The organism is Thermocatellispora tengchongensis, assembly GCF_014202315.1.
GTDB lineage: Bacteria > Actinomycetota > Actinomycetes > Streptosporangiales > Streptosporangiaceae > Thermocatellispora > Thermocatellispora tengchongensis.
Genome location: NZ_JACHGN010000005.1, coordinates 357227 through 376703 on the forward strand (window position 1 = coordinate 357227; position 19477 = coordinate 376703).

The 19477-nt window shown below is 73.2% G+C and carries 19 protein-coding genes; 10 read left to right on the plus strand and 9 right to left on the minus strand.

Going from position 1 to position 19477, the window contains the following annotated elements:
- From HNP84_RS13745 to HNP84_RS13755, 3 genes are all read right to left on the minus strand, one after another.
- Positions 1–1033 (minus strand): amidohydrolase family protein (locus tag HNP84_RS13745; RefSeq protein WP_185050046.1); only part of this gene is annotated, 1033 nt, incomplete at its 3' end.
- Positions 1034–1570: 537 nt separating this feature from the next.
- Complete coding sequence (hflX, locus tag HNP84_RS13750) at positions 1571–3031, minus strand: GTPase HflX (protein WP_246518117.1); 1461 nt, start codon at positions 3029–3031, stop codon at positions 1571–1573.
- 98 nt (positions 3032–3129) lie between these two features.
- Entirely contained in the window at positions 3130–3834 is a 705-nt protein-coding gene (locus HNP84_RS13755) for a DUF4097 family beta strand repeat-containing protein (protein ID WP_185050048.1), read from the minus strand.
- 248 nt (positions 3835–4082) lie between these two features.
- Here HNP84_RS13755 and aceB point away from each other — a divergent pair, with 248 nt between their 5' ends.
- From aceB to HNP84_RS13780, 5 genes are read left to right on the plus strand one after another with little or no spacing between them, the layout of a single operon-like run.
- Entirely contained in the window at positions 4083–5672 is a 1590-nt protein-coding gene (aceB, locus tag HNP84_RS13760; protein WP_185050049.1) for a malate synthase A, read from the plus strand.
- A gap of 38 nt (positions 5673–5710) precedes the next feature.
- The gene (locus HNP84_RS13765) at positions 5711–7159 is read left to right on the plus strand and encodes an FAD-linked oxidase C-terminal domain-containing protein (RefSeq protein ID WP_185050050.1); all 1449 of its coding nucleotides are present in this window, start codon (positions 5711–5713) and stop codon (positions 7157–7159) included.
- Entirely contained in the window at positions 7159–8427 is a 1269-nt protein-coding gene (locus HNP84_RS13770) for an FAD-binding oxidoreductase (protein WP_185050051.1), read from the plus strand. Before HNP84_RS13765 ends, HNP84_RS13770 begins: the two co-directional genes overlap by 1 nt.
- Positions 8427–9704, plus strand: a complete 1278-nt coding sequence (locus HNP84_RS13775; protein WP_185050052.1) for a (Fe-S)-binding protein — start codon at positions 8427–8429, stop codon at positions 9702–9704. The genes HNP84_RS13770 and HNP84_RS13775 overlap by 1 nt, the downstream gene beginning before the upstream one ends.
- Positions 9701–10462: an IclR family transcriptional regulator gene (locus HNP84_RS13780; RefSeq protein ID WP_185050053.1), complete on the plus strand. Its 762-nt coding sequence runs from the start codon at positions 9701–9703 to the stop codon at positions 10460–10462. The genes HNP84_RS13775 and HNP84_RS13780 overlap by 4 nt, the downstream gene beginning before the upstream one ends.
- Here HNP84_RS13780 and HNP84_RS13785 read toward each other — a convergent pair.
- Positions 10443–11225, minus strand: coding sequence for a VOC family protein (locus HNP84_RS13785; RefSeq protein ID WP_185050054.1), 783 nt, complete (start codon positions 11223–11225; stop codon positions 10443–10445). The two genes, HNP84_RS13780 and HNP84_RS13785, sit on opposite strands and share 20 nt — an antisense overlap.
- 125 nt (positions 11226–11350) lie before the next feature.
- On the opposite strand from HNP84_RS13785, the gene HNP84_RS13790 reads away from it, so the two are divergent.
- Entirely contained in the window at positions 11351–11569 is a 219-nt protein-coding gene (locus HNP84_RS13790) for a DUF2277 domain-containing protein (protein WP_185050055.1), read from the plus strand.
- A gap of 6 nt (positions 11570–11575) precedes the next feature.
- Here HNP84_RS13790 and HNP84_RS13795 read toward each other — a convergent pair whose 3' ends face one another.
- From HNP84_RS13795 to HNP84_RS13805, 3 genes are all read right to left on the minus strand, one after another.
- Positions 11576–12538 (minus strand): SPFH domain-containing protein, encoded by a 963-nt coding sequence (locus HNP84_RS13795; protein ID WP_185050056.1) that lies wholly within the window; start codon positions 12536–12538, stop codon positions 11576–11578.
- Between the two features lie 80 nt (positions 12539–12618).
- The gene (locus HNP84_RS13800; RefSeq protein ID WP_185050057.1) at positions 12619–13413 is read right to left on the minus strand and encodes an SAM-dependent methyltransferase; all 795 of its coding nucleotides are present in this window, start codon (positions 13411–13413) and stop codon (positions 12619–12621) included.
- Between the two features lie 93 nt (positions 13414–13506).
- On the minus strand, positions 13507–14025 hold the full coding sequence (locus HNP84_RS13805; protein WP_185050058.1) for a septum formation initiator: 519 nt from the start codon (positions 14023–14025) through the stop codon (positions 13507–13509).
- Between the two features lie 94 nt (positions 14026–14119).
- Between HNP84_RS13805 and HNP84_RS13810 the strand changes: the two genes are divergently transcribed.
- From HNP84_RS13810 to HNP84_RS13820, 3 genes are read left to right on the plus strand one after another with little or no spacing between them, the layout of a single operon-like run.
- Positions 14120–14800, plus strand: coding sequence for a response regulator transcription factor (locus tag HNP84_RS13810; RefSeq protein WP_185050059.1), 681 nt, complete (start codon positions 14120–14122; stop codon positions 14798–14800).
- 10 nt (positions 14801–14810) lie between these two features.
- A complete protein-coding gene (locus HNP84_RS13815) occupies positions 14811–16079 on the plus strand; it encodes a sensor histidine kinase (RefSeq protein WP_185050060.1) in 1269 nt (422 codons plus the stop codon).
- 47 nt (positions 16080–16126) lie between these two features.
- A complete protein-coding gene (locus HNP84_RS13820) occupies positions 16127–16429 on the plus strand; it encodes a PepSY domain-containing protein (RefSeq protein WP_185050061.1) in 303 nt (100 codons plus the stop codon).
- A gap of 27 nt (positions 16430–16456) precedes the next feature.
- Here the strand turns inward: HNP84_RS13820 and HNP84_RS13825 are convergent, their stop codons facing one another.
- On the minus strand, positions 16457–17155 hold the full coding sequence (locus HNP84_RS13825) for an HNH endonuclease family protein (protein WP_312924711.1): 699 nt from the start codon (positions 17153–17155) through the stop codon (positions 16457–16459).
- A gap of 85 nt (positions 17156–17240) precedes the next feature.
- Entirely contained in the window at positions 17241–18155 is a 915-nt protein-coding gene (locus HNP84_RS13830) for a TetR/AcrR family transcriptional regulator C-terminal domain-containing protein (RefSeq protein ID WP_185050062.1), read from the minus strand.
- Positions 18156–18266: 111 nt separating this feature from the next.
- Between HNP84_RS13830 and HNP84_RS13835 the strand changes: the two genes are divergently transcribed.
- Positions 18267–19457: an FAD-dependent monooxygenase gene (locus HNP84_RS13835; protein ID WP_185050063.1), complete on the plus strand. Its 1191-nt coding sequence runs from the start codon at positions 18267–18269 to the stop codon at positions 19455–19457.
- Positions 19458–19477: the final 20 nt, after the last annotated feature.

The following is a 19477-nucleotide window of genomic DNA, read 5'->3' on the forward strand; positions in this document are numbered from 1 at the left end:
GGGCGTCGCCGACGCTCATGCCGAACGCGGCGACGGCGAGGCTGATGACCAGCGACATCGAGGTGATGCCGCAGTGGCCGGGGTTGTGGTCGCTGCGGAGGGCGATCGGAACGCCCTGGGCGATCATGCGGCGGACCGGCGGGATGCTGCCGTCCTGCAGCGCGGTGCCGGGGCACAGCACGGCCGGTACGCCGTAGCGGGCCAGGACCGCGATGTCCTCGTCGGAGACGTGGTGCAGCAGGTCGGCGGAGGCGCAGCCCAGCTCGGCGGCGAGCTGCACGGCGCCGCGGCGGCTGTGGGCGCCGGCGTGGATGCGCGGCAGCAGGCCGACGTTGCGGCCGGAGGCGAGCACCCAGCGCGCCTCCTCGGTGGTGAAGTGGCCCTCGTCGCAGTAGACGTCCACGCTGTCGGCCCCGGCCGCCGCCGCGTCGGCGCACCACGCGCCGACCGCCTCGACGTAGTCGCGCTGGCGTCCGAAGTACTCCGGCGGCACGACGTGCGCGGCCAGGAAGGTGACGTGCACCCGCGGCATCATCGGCTCTTTCTCGAGCTCGCGGAGCAGGCGGACGTCGGCCAGCTCGCCGTCGCGGGTGAGGTGGAAGCCGGTCTTGGCCTCGACGGTGGTGGTGCCGCTGAGCAGCCACTCGCGCAGGCGCTCGCGGACGCCGTTGCACAGGGTCCACGGGTCGGTGCCGCGGGTCACGGTGACGGTGGAGCCGATCCCGCCTCCGGCCGCGGTGATCGCGCTGGCCGAGGAACCGCCCGAGCGCATCGCCAGCTCGGCGTAGCGGTTGCCCGCGTAGACGGGGTGGGTGTGGGCGTCGATCAGGCCCGGGGTGACCAGGGCGCCGCCGAGGTTCTCCACGTGGTCGACGTCGACGATGTCGTCCACGACGCCCGGCACGCTCTGCGGGAGGTCGGCCGCGCGGCCGACCCACGCGATCCGGTCGTTGTGCACCAGGATCGCCGCGTTGCTGCACACATCGTTGCCGGTCCAGAGCCGGCCGATGTTGGTCAGCAGGCGAACGGTCATCGCATCACCGCCCGCGTGGAGGACACCCTGCGGGAGCAGCCCCATACCACCGCGGGCGCACTGCCCATGGGGTCCGCTCTGCGTCCGGACGGCATCGGGGGTCTCCTGCTTCTCATCCGCAATAGGGTCTTAGCGGTGACCGTATCGCCGAGATCATCGTCTGGCGATTTCAGTTCAGTTACGTTATTTCACAGGTCGGCTTGGTGTACAGGGTGATTGGGGAAGAACGCCGCCTCTATTCGAGGGTCCTGAGGCCGCTCCGTGGACCTCCCCACCCTTCCCACCATCGCGTTTCGGCACCTCAGGCACGTCTTACCCGACCAGCACCACGACTCTCAGCAGGCATCACGTGGAACCTACGCCAGAAGGGGGTCGCGAGGCTGGGGCAATAGTAGCAATCCCCACCCTTCCCCGACCACTGTCGCAATCATCACTAGCTGCGTGGTTTCCCCTGCACCAGGCGTACGCACGGGGCCGGACGCGCGCCGCCGGCGGCACCGCGTGGGTACCGCCGGCGGCGTGGGTCTGGTATGGGGCCTAGACGGTCTCGACCGGCTTGGCGTGGCGGTCGAGCTCCACCTGGAGGGTGGGCAGGACCCGCGCGTGCAGGATCGTGCCGTCGGCGGTGTGCTCGATCGACAGCACCTCGGCCTCGCGGTGGGCCCGCGAGATGAGGTCGCCGCGCTCGTACGGGACCAGCACCCGCACCTCGTGGTCCAGCCGCGGCAGCTCGCGCTCGATGAGCCGCATGAGCTCGTCGATGCCGGCGCCCGTGCGCGCGGAGACGACCACGCTGTGGCGCTCGCGGGACGTCAGGTTGGCCAGGGCCACCGGGTCGGCCGCGTCGGCCTTGTTGATCACCACGATCTCGGGGATGCCGCCCGCGTCGACGTCGGCGAGGACCTCGCGCACGGCGGCGAGCTGCGACTCGGGGTCGGGGTGGGAGCCGTCCACGACGTGCAGGATCAGGTCGGCCTCGGCGACCTCCTCCAGCGTGGAGCGGAACGCCTCGATGAGCTGGTGCGGCAGGTGGCGTACGAAGCCCACCGTGTCGGCCAGCGTGAACAGGCGGCCCTCGGGCGTGCGCGCGCGGCGCACGGTCGGGTCGAGGGTGGCGAACAGGGCGTCCTCGACCAGCACGCCGGCCCCGGTGAGCCGGTTGAGCAGCGAGGACTTGCCCGCGTTGGTGTAGCCGGCGATTGCCACGGCCGGCACCTCGCGGGTGCGCCGCCTGGTGCGCTTGGTCTCGCGCGCGGTGGACATCTCGCTGATCTGACGGCGCAGCTTGCCCATGCGCTCGCGGATCCTGCGCCGGTCCAGCTCGATCTTGGTCTCACCGGGGCCGCGGCCGCCGATGCCGACGCCGCCGGCGGCCCGTCCGCCGACCTGGCGGGACAGGTTGCCACCCCAGCCGCGCAGGCGCGGCATGAGGTACTGGAGCTGGGCCAGCTCGACCTGGGCCTTGCCCTCGCGGCTCTTGGCGTGCTGGGCGAAGATGTCCAGGATCAGGGCGGTCCTGTCGATCACCTTGACCTTGACCACGTCTTCGAGCTGCCGGAGCTGGCCGGGCGTCAGCTCGCCGTCGCAGATCACCGTGTCGGCGCCGGTGGCGGCCACGATGTCGCGCAGCTCGACGGCCTTGCCGGACCCGATGTACGTGGCCGGGTCGGGCCGCTGCCGTCGCTGGATGAGCCCTTCGAGCACCTGGGAGCCCGCGGTCTCGGCGAGGAGCTTGAGCTCCAGCAGCGAGTTCTCGGCGTCCACGGCGCTGCCGGTGGTCCAGACACCGACCAGGACGACCCGCTCAAGCCGGAGCTGACGGTACTCGACCTCGGTGATGTCCTGGAGCTCGGTGGAAAGACCCGCCACGCGGCGCAGGGCCTGGCGGTCTTCGAGGTCCAGTTCGCCGACCTCCGGGACCTCGAACTCCTTGGGGTCGAGGTCGTCCCACTGGCGGGCGGTGTCACGGGTGAAGCGAGTACGGGAATCGTTCTGCATAAATGTCATCTCTGTGAGGTCAACGCCTGGACACCGTGGTGTCTTCCCCGATGGTGACACGACACTCGCCGGGCGTTCACCTGGTTATCGGATCGGGATCAGGAGGTCGCCTTCAGGACGCTGGCGTCGCCGGCGCCGGTGCTGACCTTGATCTTGCGCGGCGACTGGTCGTCGTCGGTCACCTCGGTACGCCCCTCGCCCGCGCCCGACTCGGTGGTGACGGCGTACGTGCCGTCGGGCAGCCGGACGACGGCGTCGCCGGCCCCGCTCTCCAGGGTGACGTCGTCGGGGGCGGTGACGAACTTCAGATCGATGTCGCCCGCGCCGGTCTCGGCGTAGGCGCTCTTGCCGCCCAGCCCGGCCGCCCGGATGTCGCCCGAGCCGGTCTTGGCGGTCACCGGGCCGGTGAGCTGCCGGAGGGTGATCTCGCCGGAGCCGGTGTCGACGGTCACCGCCACGCCCTTGGGCACCTCGACCTTGTAGTCCACGGCGCAGCTGTGGAAGCCGATCTTCTCCGGGCAGTCGTAGCTCAGGGTGAGCTGGTCACCCTCGACGGGGTGGGCGGTCTCGGGCTTGCCGTCGCCGCGCCAGTGCAGGGTCTCGGTGACGCGCACACCGGTGCCCCCGGTCTCGTTGACGACGACGTCGCCGGCGCCGCTGCGCACCTCCAGCTTGGTCACGTTGGCGACGTCGTAGCTGTTCACGCTCTGGTTCTCGGGACGGCCGATGTTCTGCAGGCCGCATCCGGTGAGCACCACCACGCCGGAGCCCAGCAGCGCACCGGCGAGCAGCAACCTCTTCATCTCCACACCCTCGATTCTCGGATTCGCCCCGCCCCCGCGTACCGAGGTTCGGGCGTACGCGTCAAGGTTGGCCGATCGTGTCGGGGTGGCCCATCCGGAAAGAACCCCATCTGTCCCCTGATGCCGCCGGGCACTCCCTCAGGGAAGGCCCCCCGGCTTTGACCGGGATTTCAGGGTGAAGTAGCGTCTCTTCCGTAATCCAGAAGAAGTTTTCCACTTCATGGAAAAGTACGCGGAAAGGTGGGCCCATGGGCAGCGTCGAGATCACCGGTCCCGTCCTCGAACGGTTCGACGAGATCCTCACGCCCGAGGCGCTGGAGTTCGTGGCGGCGCTCCAGCGCGAGTTCGGCGGGCGGCGGCTGGAGCTGCTCGACGCCCGCCAGGCCAGGCAGGCCGAGCTGAACGCCGGTGCCACCTACGACTTCCTGCCCGAGACGGCCTCGATCCGCGAGGACGACTCCTGGCGCGTGGCGCCGCCCGCGCCCGGCCTGGTGGACCGCCGGGTGGAGATCACCGGGCCGGTGGACAGGAAGATGACGATCAACGCGCTCAACTCCGGGGCCAAGGTCTGGCTGGCCGACTTCGAGGACGCCAACTCCCCGCTGTGGGAGAACTGCGTCAACGGCCAGCTCAACCTGCGCGACGCGCTGGACCGCACGATCGACTTCTCCACCGGCGGCAAGGAGTACAAGCTGCGCCCCGACGAGGAGCTGGCCACGATCGTGGTGCGCCCCCGCGGCTGGCACCTGGACGAGAAGCACCTGCTGGTGGACGGCGCGCCGGTCTCGGGCTCGATCTTCGACTTCGCGCTGTACTTCTTCCACTGCGCCCGCCGCCAGATCGCCAAGGGCCGCGGCCCCTACTTCTACCTGCCCAAGATCGAGTCGCACCTTGAGGCGCGGCTGTGGAACGACGTGTTCGTGCGCGCCCAGGATCTGCTGGGCGTCGAGCGCGGCACGATCCGGGCCACGGTGCTGATCGAGACCTACCCGGCCGCCTTCGAGATGGAGGAGATCCTCTACGAGCTGCGCGAGCACTCGGCCGGGCTGAACGCGGGCCGCTGGGACTACCTGTTCAGCGTGATCAAGAAGTTCCGCACCCGGGGCCGGGAGTTCCTGCTGCCCGAGCGCAACGCGGTGACGATGACGGCGCCGTTCATGCGCGCGTACACCGAGCTGCTGGTGCGCACCTGCCACAAGCGCGGCGCGCACGCGATCGGCGGCATGGCCGCCTTCATCCCCTCGCGGCGTGACCCCGAGGTGAACAAGGTGGCGCTGGAGAAGGTGCGCGCCGACAAGACCCGCGAGTCCGGCGACGGCTTCGACGGCTCCTGGGTGGCCCACCCCGACCTGGTGCCGGTCTGCCGCGAGGTGTTCGACTCGGTGCTCGGCGACAAGCCCAACCAGCTCGACCGGCTGCGCGAGGACGTCAAGGTCACCGCCGCCGACCTGCTCGCGGTCTCGCAGACCCCGGGCGAGATCACCGAGGCGGGCCTGCGCAACAACGTGGACGTGGCGCTGCGCTACCTGGCGGCCTGGATGGGCGGCAGCGGCGCGGTCGGCATCCACAACCTGATGGAGGACGCCGCCACCGCGGAGATCTCCCGCTCGCAGGTGTGGCAGTGGATCCACAACGGCATCGAGCTGGCCGACACCGGCGCCGTGGTCACCAAGGAGCTGGTGGAGCGGATCATCGGCGAGGAGCTGGCGCAGATCGCCGCCGAGCCGGGCTACGACGAGAAGCTGTACGACCAGGCGGCGGCGCTGTTCAAGGAGGTGGCGCTCGACGACGACTTCGCCGAGTTCCTGACCCTGCCCGCCTATGCCCGGATGCCGTGATGCGCGCATGATGGCAAGGTGAGACGGGAGGGAAGACGATGAGCCTCCGGGAGATCACCGAGCGGCTGGCCGGGGTCCTGGACCGCGACGCGGTCATCACCGACCCGGTCAGGCTGCGCACGTACGAGTGCGACGGGCTGACCTACCACCGGGCCACCCCCGGGCTCGCGGTGCTGCCCGACACGGCCGAGCAGATCGCCGCGGTCGTACGGCTGTGCAACGAGTACGGGGTGCCGTTCGTGGCCCGCGGGTCGGGCACCGGCCTGTCGGGCGGGGCGCTGCCGCGCACCGACGGCGTGCTCATCGTGACCTCCCGGATGCGGCGCATCCTGGAGATCGACCTGCCTAACCGGCGGGCCGTGGTCGAGCCCGGCGTGACCAACCTGGCGATCACTGAGGCCGTGCGCGACCGGGGCTACTACTACGCGCCCGACCCCTCCAGCCAGCAGGTGTGCTCGATCGGCGGCAACGTGGCCGAGAACTCCGGCGGGGCCCACTGCCTGAAGTACGGCTTCACGGTCAACCACGTCGAGGCGCTGCAGGTGGTCACGCCCGACGGCGACATCGTCGAGCTCGACGCCCGCGATCCGGGCTACGACCTGCTCGGCGCGTTCGTGGGCTCGGAGGGCACGCTGGGCATCGCGACCAGGATCACCGTACGCCTGACGCGCGCCCCCCAGGCCGTCACGACGCTGCTCGCCGCGTTCCCCGACATCGAGACCGGGGGCGTGGCCGTGTCGCGGATCATCGCGGCCGGCATCGTCCCCGCGGCGATCGAGATGATGGACGCGCTGTCGATCGAGGCGGCCGAGGCGGCGGTGCGCTGCGGCTACCCCGAGGGCGCCGGGTCGGTGCTGATCGTGGAGCTCGACGGGCCCGAGGAGGAGGTGCGGCACCAGTTCGGCCGGGTCACCGCGATCTGCTCCGAGAGCGGGGCTTTCGAGGTGCGCACCGCCGACGACCCGGCCGAGCGGGCCGCGATCTGGCGCGGACGCAAGTCGGCGTTCGCGGCGGTCGGCCGGATCAGCCCGGCGTACATCGTGCAGGACGGGGTGGTGCCGCGCACCGCGCTGCCGCGGGTGCTGGCCGGGATCGACGCGCTGTCGCGGGAGCACGGGATCAGGGTCGCCAACGTCTTCCACGCGGGCGACGGCAACCTGCATCCCCTGGTCCTGTTCGACGACGCCGAGCCCGGGGCGGGCGAGCGCGCCGAGACCGTTTCGGGGCGGATACTCGACCTGTGCATCGAGAACGGCGGGTCGATCACCGGCGAACATGGAGTTGGGGTGGATAAATCGCGATATATGCCGCGGATGTTCTCCGACGACGACCTCGACACCATGCAGCTCGTCCGCTGCGCCTTCGACCCGCGCGGCCTGTCCAACCCGGGCAAAGTGTTCCCCACCCCGCGCCTGTGCGGCGAGGTGCCGGGGGTGCGCAAGGGCGTCCACCCGCTGGTCGCCTCCGGCCAGGCGGAGCAGTTCTGATGGGCACGGCCGCCGACGCGCTGGAGAAGACCGGGGTCACGGTGCGCGACGCCGGCGACGACGACGCCGTGGCCGGGGTGCGGCCCCGGTGGGTGGCGCTGCCCGAGTCGGCCGAGGAGGTCGCGGCGCTGATGCGGGCCTCGGCCGAGCAGGACCTCGCGGTGGTGCCCGTGGGCGGGGGCACCAAGCTGCACTGGGGACTCCCGCCCGAGCGGTGCGACCTGCTGATCGACACCTGCTGCCTGACCGCCCCGGCCGAGCACGCGGCGGGCGACATGGTGGTGCGGGTGGCCGCGGGGACCACCATGGAGGAGCTGGCGGCGCTGCTGGCCCGCAACGGGCAGGAGCTGGCGCTGGACGTGCCGCTGGAGGGCGCGACGGTCGGCGGCACCCTGGCCACCGCGACCGCGGGGCCGCGCCGCTTCCGCTACGGCACCGCGCGCGACCTGCTGATCGGCATCACGGTGGTGCTCGCCGACGGCACCGTGGCGCGCAGCGGCGGCAAGGTCGTCAAGAACGTCGCGGGCTACGACCTGGGCAAGCTGTTCACCGGCTCCTACGGCACCCTCGGCGTGATCGCCGAGGCGACCTTCCGGCTGCACCCGATCCCGGCGGCGCGCCGCTGGGTCACGGCCGCGGTCGCCCCGGGACGGCTGGCCGCGCACTCCCTGGCACTGGCCGCCTCGCAGGCCGAGCCGAGCGCCATCGAGCTGGACTGGCCGGCCGGCGGCCCCGCCACGCTCTCGGTGCTGGTGGAGGGCGCGGCGGCCGACGGCCGGGCCCGCACCGTGCTCGACCTGATCGGCGAGGGCCGGATCGAGGACGAGCCGCCGCCGTGGTGGGGCCGCCTCCCCGGCGGCGAGGGCGGCGAAGGCGACTGGAGCGACGGCAGCGACGGGAGCGACCGGAGCGACGGGAGCTACGAGAGCGTCGCGGAGGCGCTGGTGGAGCTGCGCGTGCCGCCCTCGCGCGCCGCCGACGCGCTGGCCGCGCTCCCCCGCCCCGCCGAGACCTCCGTACGCGGCGCGCTCGCCTCGGGCGTGCTCCTGCTCGCGCCCCCGCCCGGCGCCGCCCTGCCCGCGTACGTCACGGCGCTGCGCGCAGCGGTGCGCGAGCACGGCGCGCGGGCCGTGGTGCTGGCCGCGCCCGACCCCGCCGCCCTGGACATGTGGGGCGAGACCGGCGCGCTGCCGCTGCTCAGACGGGTGAAGGAGCGCTTCGACCCCGGGCGCAGGATGTCACCCGGACGCTTCGTGGGGGGAATCTGATGAGCGAGGACCTGAACGACCTCATCAAGGACTGCGTGCACTGCGGCTTCTGCCTGCCGACGTGCCCGACGTACGTGCTGTGGGGCGAGGAGATGGACTCCCCGCGCGGGCGCATCCACCTGATGAAGCAGCACGCCGAGGGCACCCCGATGACGCCCGAGATGGCCGGCCACTTCGACGCCTGCCTGGGCTGCATGGCCTGCGTGACCGCCTGCCCGTCCGGGGTGCGATACGACCGGCTGATCGAGGAGACCCGGGCGCAGGTGGAGCGGGAGCATGAGCGCGAGCCCGACGACCGCGCGCTGCGCGAGCTGGTGTTCGCGCTGTTCCCCTATCCGCGGCGGCTGCGCGCGCTGCGCCGGCCGCTGCGGCTGTCGGGCCGGCTGCGCGCGGCGCTCGCGCCGAGCCTGGAGCGGGTGAACCCGTCGCTGGCGGCCATGGCCACCCTGGTGCCCCCGGCGCAGCGCCGGGTGCGCCTGCCCGCCCGGGTGGAGGCCCGCGGCGCGCGGCGCGCGGTGGTCGGGATGCTCACCGGGTGCGTGCAGGGCGAGTTCTTCCCGCAGGTGAACGCGGCGACGGCCCGGGTGCTGGCGCTGGAGGGCTGCGACGTGGTGATCCCGCGCGGCCAGGGGTGCTGCGGCGCGCTGTCGGTGCACTCCGGGCGGGCCGAGCAGGCGCGCAGGCTGGCCAAGCGGACGATCGCGGCCTTCGAGCGGGCCGGCGTGGACACGGTGGTGGTGAACGCGGCCGGCTGCGGCTCGACCATGAAGGAGTACGCCGAGCTGCTGGCCGGCGAGCCCGGCTGGGCGTCCCGGGCGGCGGCGATCCGGGCCGTGGACGTCGCGGAGTTCCTGGCCGAGCTGGGCCCGGCCGCCGAGCGGCACCCCCTGCCGGTCAGCGTGGCCTACCACGACGCCTGCCACCTGGCTCACGCCCAGGGCGTGCGCGCCCAGCCGCGGGCGCTGCTCGCCGGCATCCCGGCGCTGGAGGTCAGGGAGATCGCCGAGTCGGCGATCTGCTGCGGCTCCGCGGGGACCTACAACCTGTTCCAGCCGCGGGCGGCGCGCGACCTGGGCGACCGGAAGGCCGAGCGGGTGCTGGAGACGGGGGCCGAGCTGCTGGTGTCGGCCAACCCGGGCTGCACGATGCAGATCACCTCGGCGCTGCGCCGGCTGGGCAAGGAGGAGATCCCGGTCGCGCACACGGTCCAGGTCCTCGACGCCTCGCTGCGCGGCCTCGGCGCCGCCGCGCTGATCGGCGCCGGGAGGGGCGCTTGAGCGGCGTACAGAGCGTGGACCGGGCGCTGGACGTGCTCGAAACGCTGGCCGAGATGGGCGGCGAGGCCGGGATCTCGGAGCTGGCGTCCCGCACCGGCCTGCCGTACGGGACGATCCACCGGCTGCTGCGCACGCTGCTGGCCCGCGGCTACGTGCGCCAGGAGTCCGACCGCCGCTACGCGCTCGGGGGCGCGCTGGTGCGGCTGGGCGGGGTCGCCGAGCGGATGGTGGCCGTGTGGGCGCAGCCGTACCTGGCCAAGATGGTGGAGCTGTCGGGCGAGACGGCGAACCTCGCGGTGCTCGAAGGCGACTTCATCGTCTACGTGGCGCAGGTGCAGTCGCCGCGCAGGCTGCGCATGTTCGCCGAGGTCGGGCGGCGGGTGCTGCCGCACAGCACGGCCGTGGGCAAGATCCTGCTGGCCGACCGGCCCGACCGCGAGGTGGTCGCGCTGATCGAGCGCACCGGCATGCCGCGGCGCACGGCGAACACGATCGTGGACCACGAGGCCATGCTGGAGGCGCTGTCGGCGGTGCGCGCCCAGGGCTACGCGCTGGACCTGGGCGAGGAGGAGCTGGGCGTGCACTGCCTGGCCGTGCCGGTGCACGACGGGGAGCGGGTCGTGGCCGCGATGTCGGTCTCGGGCCCGGCCGAGCGCATCGACGCGCTCGACCGGGAGGAGCTGGCCCGCGGCCTGCGCAAGATCGCCGATGACTTCGCGCTGGAGCTGGCCCCGAGGTTCAGCCGGCCGGGCGGATGATCGTGAAGATCGCGTCGGACGGGTCGCTCAGCACCGCCAGGCGCCCGTACGGGCTGTCGAACGGCTCGTGGTGCACCTCGCCGCCCAGCTCGCGGGCGCGCTCGGCGGCCAGGTCGCAGTCGGCCACCGCGAAGTAGGTCATCCAGTGCGGCGGGATGTCGCCCTGCTCCTGCCACTCCTCGCTCATCAGCATCCGCCCGGCCACCTGCCGGCCGCCGAGCGACCAGACCGTGTAGTCGAAGCCGGCGCCGTCGCCGATCTGCTCCTGCTCGTAGCCGAACAGGGCGCGGTAGAAGGCGTCGGCGCCGTACGCGTCGGTGGTGTTGAGCTCGTGCCAGGCCATCGCGCCCGGCTCGGCGTACCGGCCGGCGCCGGCGAAGGGGCCCTCCTGCCACAGGCCGAACACCGCCCCCTGCGGGTCGCACACGATGGCGAACCTGCCGAAGCCGGGCACGTCGCCCGGCGGTGCGAGGATCTTGCCGCCGTTGGGCTCGACCTTGGCGACGGTGGCCTCGACGTCCGAGGCGGACAGGTACAGCCCCCACGTCGCCGGGCCGGGCTCCTCCTCGGGCGGCTGCGGCGAGATCGCCGCGACCGGCCTGCCGCCGACCGAGCACATGGTGTAGTGCCCGAACTCCTCGCCCTGGTCCTCGCAGCTCCAGCCGAGCAGCCCCGAGTAGAACCGCACCGCCGCCGCGACGTCGTCGGTGCTCAACTCGGCCCAGCAGGGCGCCCCGTCCTGGTATGCGGTCACTTCGCTCATCGCAGTCTCCGTCGACCACTCCGATCACGAATCCGTGATCCCCCGTGTACGCTCCGTGAGCGTGATCTCACGATACACCGGCGGAGGGTCGTGACCAGCCGGGACACGGGCGCACAATGGGGGGCATGTGCCGAAGCATCAAGACCCTGCGCCCGCCGTTCACCGAGAGCGTGAGCGAGGAGGACATGCGCGCCGCGGCGCTGCAGTACGTGCGCAAGATCTCCGGGTTCCGCGCGCCCGCGCCGCACAACGCCGAGGCGTTCGAGCGCGCGGTGGCCGCGGTCACCGCGGCCACCGCCGACCTGCTGGCCACCCTGGAGGTACGCGGGGCGGCCAAGCGGTGAGCCGGATCACTGACGGCCGGTGTTCCCCCGCGGGCTGATCTCGATACTGCCGTTCTGCGGCACCGGGATCACCTCGACCTTGCCGTCCTGGATCGCCTTCCACAGGATGGCGCCCTGCGGCCCCAGCACGCTCACCAGATCCTTGATCGACTCAAGCTCGGTGCGCACCTTGGCGTTGCGCTGCGCCTGCGCCGCGTTCTCGGCCTTGGCCGCCTGCTCGGCCGCCAGCGCGTTGATCAGCGACTCCGGCGGCTCGGGCTTCTGGATGGTCAGCACCACGTCGCCGCAGTCGCCCGAGCCCGCGTAGTTGGGGTTGCAGAAGTAGTCGCCGCCGGAGGTCTCCTTGATGAACTGCCGGGCGAGCTGGCCCACCCTGGCCTCCCACTGCTGCTTGATCGTGGGGTCGTTGAACAGCTTCTTCCACTCGAACTCCTGCGAGGCGGCGTCCATCGCGCGGTCGAGCGGCTGCTTGAAGTAGAAGTTGAGCATCCGGTTCCAGCCGTCGTCGTCCTCGTCCAGGTACGCGCCGTACTTCAGGCCGATCTTCTCGTGGAACTGGCGCAGCGTCTTGCAGTCGGTGTTCAGCGTGAACGTCGCCGACCCGGCGACCCTCATCTCGACGTTGTCCTTCGACACCACCGAGATCACCTGCGACTCGGCGTCATCGGAGCCGGAGAAGTCGAAGGTGCGCTGGCCGTACGGGTAGGAGTAGGAGGTGTCGCCGGGCCCGAGCAGCGTGGCCCCGCTCGACGGGTTGATGCACCGCTCGAACTTGATCGCCTCGAATGTGCCGCCCGCGTAGTGCAGCAGCACCTCGTCGGGCTGGGTGCTCACCCGCGAGCAGCCGCTGAGCACGAACCCGAACAGCACCGCGGCCACCACGGCGCCGATCAGCCCCTTCACCAGCCACCCCTTGCCCCTGCCCGCCGAGGCGGCCGAGGCGGTGGCACCCGTCTTACGCGCGTTCATCGCTTCCCCTGCTTGGTGGTCCCTTTACCTGGGCGCTCACGGTACTGGAATCACCACCACAGGCGCGCGCCGGTGGCCGGCTAGGGCTTGCGGGCCACCGCGCCGAGCATCGCCGCGCTCCCGCCGGGGATGTCGGCGGCGGGGTCGTCGTCGGGGTGCCACTCCCAGACCGGGACCAGGCCGGGTTCGACCGGGTCCAGGCCGTCGAGCAGCGCGCCCACGGCATGCGGGCTCCGCTCCACGACCGGGTGGGCGGTGCCGGCGAACAGGGCCTTGACCGCGGCGGCGTCGGCGGGGGTCGTACGCGGGCCGCGTACGCCGTGGCTGAGCACGACCAGCCCGCCGGGGGCGAGCGCGTCGCGGAAGGCCGCCACGACCTCGGCCGCCTCGGGCACGAAGTGCAGCACCGACACGAACAGCACCGCGACCGGCTCGCCGAAGTCGATCAGCTCGCGCAGTTCCCGGTTGCCCAGCACCTCGCCGGGCTTGCGCACGTCGGCCTCGACGGCGACCACGCCGCCGGCGCGCGCCAGCAGCGCCCTGCCGTGCGAGACCACGATCGGGTCGTGGTCCACGTACGCCACCCGGGCGCCGGGGAGGATCTCCCGCGCGACCTCGTGGGTGTTGTCCCTGGCGGGCATGCCGGGGCCGATGTCCACGAACTGCCCGACGCCCCGGGCGGCGCAGTAGCGTACCGCGCGGCGCAGGAAATCGCGGTTGTGCCGGGCCAGCAGCGCGGCCTCGGGCACCAGGCCGAGCAGGCGGCGGGCCGCCTGACGGTCGGCCGCGAAGTGGTCCTTGCCGCCGAGCAGGAAGTCGTAGATCCGCGCGCCGCTGGGCACGCTCGCGTCGATCCCCCGAGGTGCCGGCTCCATCACGTATGGACCTCCCTCGCGGACCACTATCCCGGCCCCAGATCACAGGCGGTACCCGTTTTACCGCAAGCCATTCGCCGCGTCTGGATCGGGTCAGGCGGCGCGCGTGTGCGCCACCGGGTGGCCGTCGGCGCCGCACCGGATCTCCATCTTGACCTCCAGCTCGCGGCCGGAGTCGTCGTCGCCGTCGTCGGCCTCGAACTCGATGCGGGCGCGGGCGGCGGGGCCGCGCTCCACGTCGTCCACCTGGTACCCCTGGGCCGGGTTCCACGAGCGCAGCTCGGCCAGCCCGCCGGCGCAGCGCGCGATCACGGTGCCGCCCGCGCTCTCGATCACCTCGCTGACCGCCGGCGGCGTGGGCGCGATCGTGGGCGTGGCGGTGGCCGAGGGCGTGGGGGTGGTCGTGGGGGTGGTCGTGACGGTGGGCGCGGCCGTGGGGGACGCCGGGGGCGCGGCGGCCAGCTCGCGGCGTACGTCCTCGGCCGACAGCGGGCGGCCCGCGGGACCGCTCAGCGACTCGCCGAGCAGGTTGATCACGCCGACGCCGGCGCCCGTGGCGAGCGCCGCCGTCACCGCCCAGCCCGCCGCGGCGAGCGCCAGTCTCCTTCGCACCTCTTCACCCTCCCCCACCCAACGCTAAGCGAGGGTTAAGGGGCCGATAACGGGCTTCGAGCCCCGGGCCGGTTGCGGCTACCGTGGACGGCAAATGCCGAATGTCCTGCTCGTCGAGGACGACGTGACGATCCGCACCGCGCTCACGCGCGGCCTGCGCGAGCGCGGCCACGCCGTCTCCTCGGCCCCCACCGCCATGGACGGCCTGCGCCGGGCCGTCGAAGACCGGCCCGACCTGATCGTGCTCGACCTCGGGCTGCCCGACCTGGACGGCACCGAGATGCTGCGCATGCTGCGCGCGGTCAGCGGCGTGCCCGTGATCGTGGCGACCGCCCGCGACGGCGACGCGGCCATGGTCGGCGCGCTGGACGCGGGCGCCGACGACTACGTGGTCAAGCCGTTCAGCTCGGCGCAGCTCGACGCGCGCATCCGGGCCGTGCTGCGCCGCACGGGCGACGGCCGCGCCGACACCGCGATCGAGGTGGGCGCGCTGCGCCTCGACCCGCGCTCCCGGGAGGCCACGCTCGACGGCACCCCGCTGGACCTCACCCCGCGCGAGTTCGACCTGCTGCACTACCTGGCGGCCAGGCCGGGCGAGGTGGTCAGCAAGCGGGAGCTGCTCACGCAGGTGTGGCAGGTGCCGTACGGCGGGGCCGACAAGACGGTGGACGTGCACCTGTCCTGGCTGCGCCGCAAGCTCGGCGAGACCGCCCAGGCGCCGCGCTACCTGCACACCGTGCGCGGCGTCGGCGTCAAGCTCGTCGATCCGGAGTGAGCGGCCCGGCATGAGGAGATGGCTGGCGGCCCTGGTGGCGGCGACGACGTCGCTGGTGCTGATCGCGCTGCTGGTGCCGCTCGCCCTGCTGGTGCGGGCGGTGGCCGAGAACGGCGCGGTCGGCCGGGCCACCGGCGAGGCCGAGCTGGTCGCGGTCGTGGCGGGCTCGGTGGACCGCGACGCGCTGGCGCTCACCGTGGCCCGCGCCACCCAGGCCGGCGGGCACCCGATCACCGTGTTCCTGCCCGACGGGACCACCGTCGGCTCCCCCGCGCCGCGCAGCCCGGCGGTGGAGCTGGCCGCGCGCGGGCGCAGCTTCTCCGCCGCCGCCCCCGGCGGCCGGGAGATCCTGGTGGCGGTCCAGGGCGGCCCCGGAGGCACCAGCGTGGTGCGGGCCTTCCTCAGCGAGGCCGACCTGACCCGCGGCGTGTACGAGACCTGGCTCGGCATGCTCGCGCTCGGCCTGGCCCTGATCGGCATCGGCATCGCGGTCGCCGACCGGCTGGCCCTGCGGGTGACCCGCCCGATGACCGCGACCGCCGGGGTGTCGCACCGCCTGGCCGCGGGCGACCTGTCGGCGCGGGCGGAGGTGCCGGACGGGCCCCCCGAGGCCAGGGCGACCGCGCTGGCGCTGAACCACCTGGCCGGGCGCATCGGCGAGCTGCTGGACGAGGAGCGGGAGAACGTCGCCGACCTGTCCCACCGGCTGCGCACGCCGCTGACCGGGCTGCGGCTGGACGCCGAGTCGCTGCGCGACCCGGAGGAGGCGGCCAGGATCGGCGCGCGGGCGGACGACCTGGAGCGGGCGGTCACGGCCGTGATCGGCCAGGCGCGGCGGCGGTCCGGCGGACGGCAGCGGTGCGACGCGGCCGAGGTGGTCGCCGAGCGGGCGGCGTTCTGGTCCGCCCTGGCCGAGGACCAGGACCGGCGCATGGACCTGGACCTGCACCCGGGGCCGCTGCCCGTCGCGCTCGGCGCCGAGGAGCTGGCGGCGTGCGTGGACGCCCTGCTGGGCAACGTGTTCGCGCACACCCCCGAGGGCACCCCGCTGTCGGTGCGCCTGGCGCCCGGCGTGACCCTGGAGGTCGCCGACGAGGGGCCCGGATTCCCGGCCGGCCGCCTGGAGCGCGGCAGCAGCGGCGCGGGCTCCACCGGCCTCGGCCTGGACATCGCCCGCCGTACGGCCGAGGCCGCGGGCGGCGGCCTCACCCTCGGGTCGGGCCCCGGCGGCCGGGGAGCCCGGGTGACGGTCGTGCTCGCCCCCTTAGCTCCGTCTTAACGATCACCTAGCGCCCCGCTATCGCGGCCCCCGGCACGCTGGGGGACATGAAGACACATAGCAAGCTCATCATCGCCGGCACCGCCGCCGCGGCCGTCCTCGCGGGCGGCGCCGCCCTCACCCCCGCGAGCGCGGCCACCGCCGCGGCCGAGCGGCAGATCACGTGCGCGACCGCGGTGAAGATCGCCAAGAAGAAGGTCCCGGGCGCCCGCGTCACCGACGTGGAGCGCGAATGGGAGCACGGGCATCGCACCTGCAAGGTGGAACTGGTCAAAGGCGCCTACGAGTACGACGTGTACGTCTCCCTGAGCACCGGCAAGATCGTCAAGTTCGACCGCGACCGCGACTGAGCCCCGCCGGGGGCCGCCATGGGAGGGTCAGCAGCCGTCCAGGATGCGCTCCATGGCGGCCTTCTCGGCCGAGGTGACCCACAGCTCGTACTCGGCCTTGACGTCGATCTGCCTGGCCACGTACGCGCACCGGTACCCCCTGCGCGGCGGCAGCCACGTCGCGGCGTCGCCCGCGCCCTTCTGCCCGTTGAGCGGCCCGTCCACCGCGAGCAGGTTGTCGGGGTCGTTGGCGAACTCCTTGCGGCGCTCCTCGGGCCACCGCTGCGCGCCCTTCTGCCAGGCGTCGGCCAGCGCGACCACATGGTCGATCTGCACCTTAAGGCTGGTCTCCTGGCCGCGCCGGAACTCGATGGTCTTGCCGGAGTACGGGTCGTGCAGCGTGCCGGTGAGCACGATGCAGTCGTGCGTGCCCTTCTTGAAGGTCTCGTCCTCCAGGTCCCGCTTGAGGATGTCGTTGCGGGTGTCGCAGCCGTTGCGGTCCACGTCGGCCCAGGCGGGGCCGAACTCGTCGCGGTCGAAGCCGGTCATCGGGGCGCGGCCCTTGACCTCCAGCCCGGCGAGCTTGTCCCGCGCCTCGGCCACGTCCACCTTCACGTCGGACGACGACCCTCCCCCGCCGTCGCCGCGCGGCTCGTCCAGGTTCGCCGTATCGACGCTCACACATCCGCCCAGCCCGGCCAGCACCGTCGCCGCGGCCACCGCCGCGGCGAACGTCCGTGCGCCCACCTCACACGCTCCCTAGGTCAAAACTTCGCAAAACCCAGGTATAGCAGTACCCACTACGCCACGGATCAGGGCAAAGACCGCGTGACTACGGCGTGCCGCCGGTGCGGGCGACGTACGCCTCCAGACCGTCGAGCAGCCGGGCCAGGCCGAAGGTGAACAGGCTGTCCAGGTCGAGGTCCAGGCCGGGCCGGGAGTACACCTCGGCCAGCGCCGGGAACCGGCCGGAGAAGATGGTCTCGGCGAAGGCGGCCTGCTCGGCTTCGAGCCATTCCTCGTCGGTGACGCCGGTGTCCTGGCGGGCCCGCTGCTCGGGCTCCAGGTCGGCGGCCACGCCGCGTACGTACGCGAAGACGCTGGTCGCGATGTGCAGCACGGTGTTGGCATCCAGGCCCAGGCCCGACACCGCGCGCACGACCCGCTCGGTGCGCGCGATCCCGGCGGGCACCAGCGCGGGCCGGCTGAAGGACACCGTCGCGATCAGCCACGGGTGGCGCCGGTAGCGCTCCCACTCCACCCGCGCCAGGGCCTCCAGGCGGTCGCGCCAGCCCGCCGTCTCGGGGATCGGCGGGCCGGCCTCCTCGGCGTAGACGGCGTCGGCCATGAGCAGGATCAGCTCGTCCTTGTCGCGGACGTGCCGGTAAAGCGACATGGTGGGCACGCCCAGCTCGGCGGCCAGGCGGCGCATGGACAGGGCGCCCGGTCCCTCGGCGTCGGCGATCTCGACCGCCGTCCGCACCACCCGCGCCCGGTCGGGCGGGGCCGCCGGGGCCCGGGGCGCGCGTCCCTCGGGGGCCGGCGCGACGACGGTGCCCACGCCGGGGACGGCCCGGACCAGGCCCTCCTGCCGCAGCGCGGTGAGCGCCTTGGTGGCGGTGGCCATGGCGACCCCCCACTCGCGGGTGATCTGCCGGGTGGACGGGACGCGGTCGCCGGGACGCAACTCGCCGGCGGCGATCCGGCGGCGGATGTCGGCGACGATCCGCAGGTAGGGCGCGGTCATACTAGTGCACTATAGCGGTGCACTAGTGCCTTACGCTGAAAAACTCCCTGTTTACAGTGCTTTTATGTGTTTGTACGGTGTATCCGAAGACACCGTACGAAGGAGCAGGACATGCGCAGCGCACTGATCTGCGGGGCCGGCGTCGCCGGGCCCGCCCTCGCCCTGTGGCTGAGCCGGAGCGGCTGGCGGGTCACCGTCGTGGAGCGGGCCCCGCGCCCGCGCGAGGGCGGGCACGCCGTGGACTTCCGGGGCCGGGCCCAGCTCGGCGTGCTGGAGCGGATGGGCGTGCTCGAAGAGGTGCGCCGCAGGCAGACCGGCATGGGGGCGGTCACCCTCGTCGATGCCGCCGGGCGGCGCCGGGCCACGCTCCCGGCCGCGGTCATGAGCGGCGACGTCGAGATCCTGCGCGGCGACCTGGCCCGCGTCCTGTACGACGCGACCCGCGACTCCGCCGAGTACGTCTTCGGCGACTCGGCCATCTCGCTCACCGAGACCCCCGAGGGCGTCCGGGTCGCCTTCGAGCGCTCGGCGCCGCGGACCTTCGACCTGGTCGCCGGGGCCGACGGCATCCGCTCCACGGTCCGCGAGCTGGCCTTCGGCCCCGGCGGCGTGCACCACCTCGGCGTGTACGGCGCGTCGTTCACCGCCCCCAACCCCCTGGGGCTGCGCGACCGCGGCGTCATGTACAGCGCCCCGGGCCTGACCGCCGGCATGTACGCCCATGGCGACCGGGTCACCGGCACGCTCGACTTCGCCTCACCGCCGATCCCGCACGACCACCGCGACACCGAGGCCCAGCGGCGGCTGTGCGAGGAGGCGTTCGCCGGCGCCGGCTGGCACGTGCCGGCCCTGCTGCGGGCGATGCGGGAGGCGGAGGACTTCTACTTCCACGCCGCCGAGCAGGTGCGGCTGGACCGCTACTCGCGCGGCCGGGTCGTGCTGCTCGGCGACGCCGCGTACGGGCCGGGGCCGGGCGGCATGGGCACCGGGCTGGCGCTCATCGGAGCGTACGTGCTGGCGGGCGAGCTGGCCGCGGCCGGGGGCGACCACCGGCGCGCCTTCGCCCGCTACGAGGAGCGCATCCGCCCGTACGCCGCCGTGTGCCACAAGCAGGCGCGGGGCATCGACACCTACCTGGTGCCGAAGCGGCGGCGGCAGATCTGGATGCGCGAGCAGACCTTCCGCATGATGGGGCTGATGCCGGGCAAGGGCCTGGTGCGCGCGATGATCGCACGCGGCGCCGACGCGATCGAGCTGCCCGGCTACCCCCTGCCCGAGACGGCCGTGGCGGGGGCGGCGTGACGGCCGGCCCCCGCGGGCCT

Bases quoted from the DNA above. Each gene is read 5' to 3' on its own strand.
- hflX (WP_246518117.1), bottom strand. From the start codon at position 3,031: ATGCAGAACGATTCCCGTACTCGCTTCACCCGTGACACCGCCCGCCAG.
- HNP84_RS13755 (WP_185050048.1), bottom strand. From the start codon at position 3,834: ATGAAGAGGTTGCTGCTCGCCGGTGCGCTGCTGGGCTCCGGCGTGGTG.
- aceB (WP_185050049.1), top strand. From the start codon at position 4,083: ATGGGCAGCGTCGAGATCACCGGTCCCGTCCTCGAACGGTTCGACGAG.
- HNP84_RS13765 (WP_185050050.1), top strand. From the start codon at position 5,711: ATGAGCCTCCGGGAGATCACCGAGCGGCTGGCCGGGGTCCTGGACCGC.
- HNP84_RS13770 (WP_185050051.1), top strand. From the start codon at position 7,159: ATGGGCACGGCCGCCGACGCGCTGGAGAAGACCGGGGTCACGGTGCGC.
- HNP84_RS13775 (WP_185050052.1), top strand. From the start codon at position 8,427: ATGAGCGAGGACCTGAACGACCTCATCAAGGACTGCGTGCACTGCGGC.
- HNP84_RS13785 (WP_185050054.1), bottom strand. From the start codon at position 11,225: ATGAGCGAAGTGACCGCATACCAGGACGGGGCGCCCTGCTGGGCCGAG.
- HNP84_RS13790 (WP_185050055.1), top strand. From the start codon at position 11,351: ATGTGCCGAAGCATCAAGACCCTGCGCCCGCCGTTCACCGAGAGCGTG.
- HNP84_RS13795 (WP_185050056.1), bottom strand. From the start codon at position 12,538: ATGAACGCGCGTAAGACGGGTGCCACCGCCTCGGCCGCCTCGGCGGGC.
- HNP84_RS13800 (WP_185050057.1), bottom strand. From the start codon at position 13,413: ATGGAGCCGGCACCTCGGGGGATCGACGCGAGCGTGCCCAGCGGCGCG.
- HNP84_RS13810 (WP_185050059.1), top strand. From the start codon at position 14,120: ATGCCGAATGTCCTGCTCGTCGAGGACGACGTGACGATCCGCACCGCG.
- HNP84_RS13815 (WP_185050060.1), top strand. From the start codon at position 14,811: ATGAGGAGATGGCTGGCGGCCCTGGTGGCGGCGACGACGTCGCTGGTG.
- HNP84_RS13820 (WP_185050061.1), top strand. From the start codon at position 16,127: ATGAAGACACATAGCAAGCTCATCATCGCCGGCACCGCCGCCGCGGCC.
- HNP84_RS13830 (WP_185050062.1), bottom strand. From the start codon at position 18,155: ATGACCGCGCCCTACCTGCGGATCGTCGCCGACATCCGCCGCCGGATC.
- HNP84_RS13835 (WP_185050063.1), top strand. From the start codon at position 18,267: ATGCGCAGCGCACTGATCTGCGGGGCCGGCGTCGCCGGGCCCGCCCTC.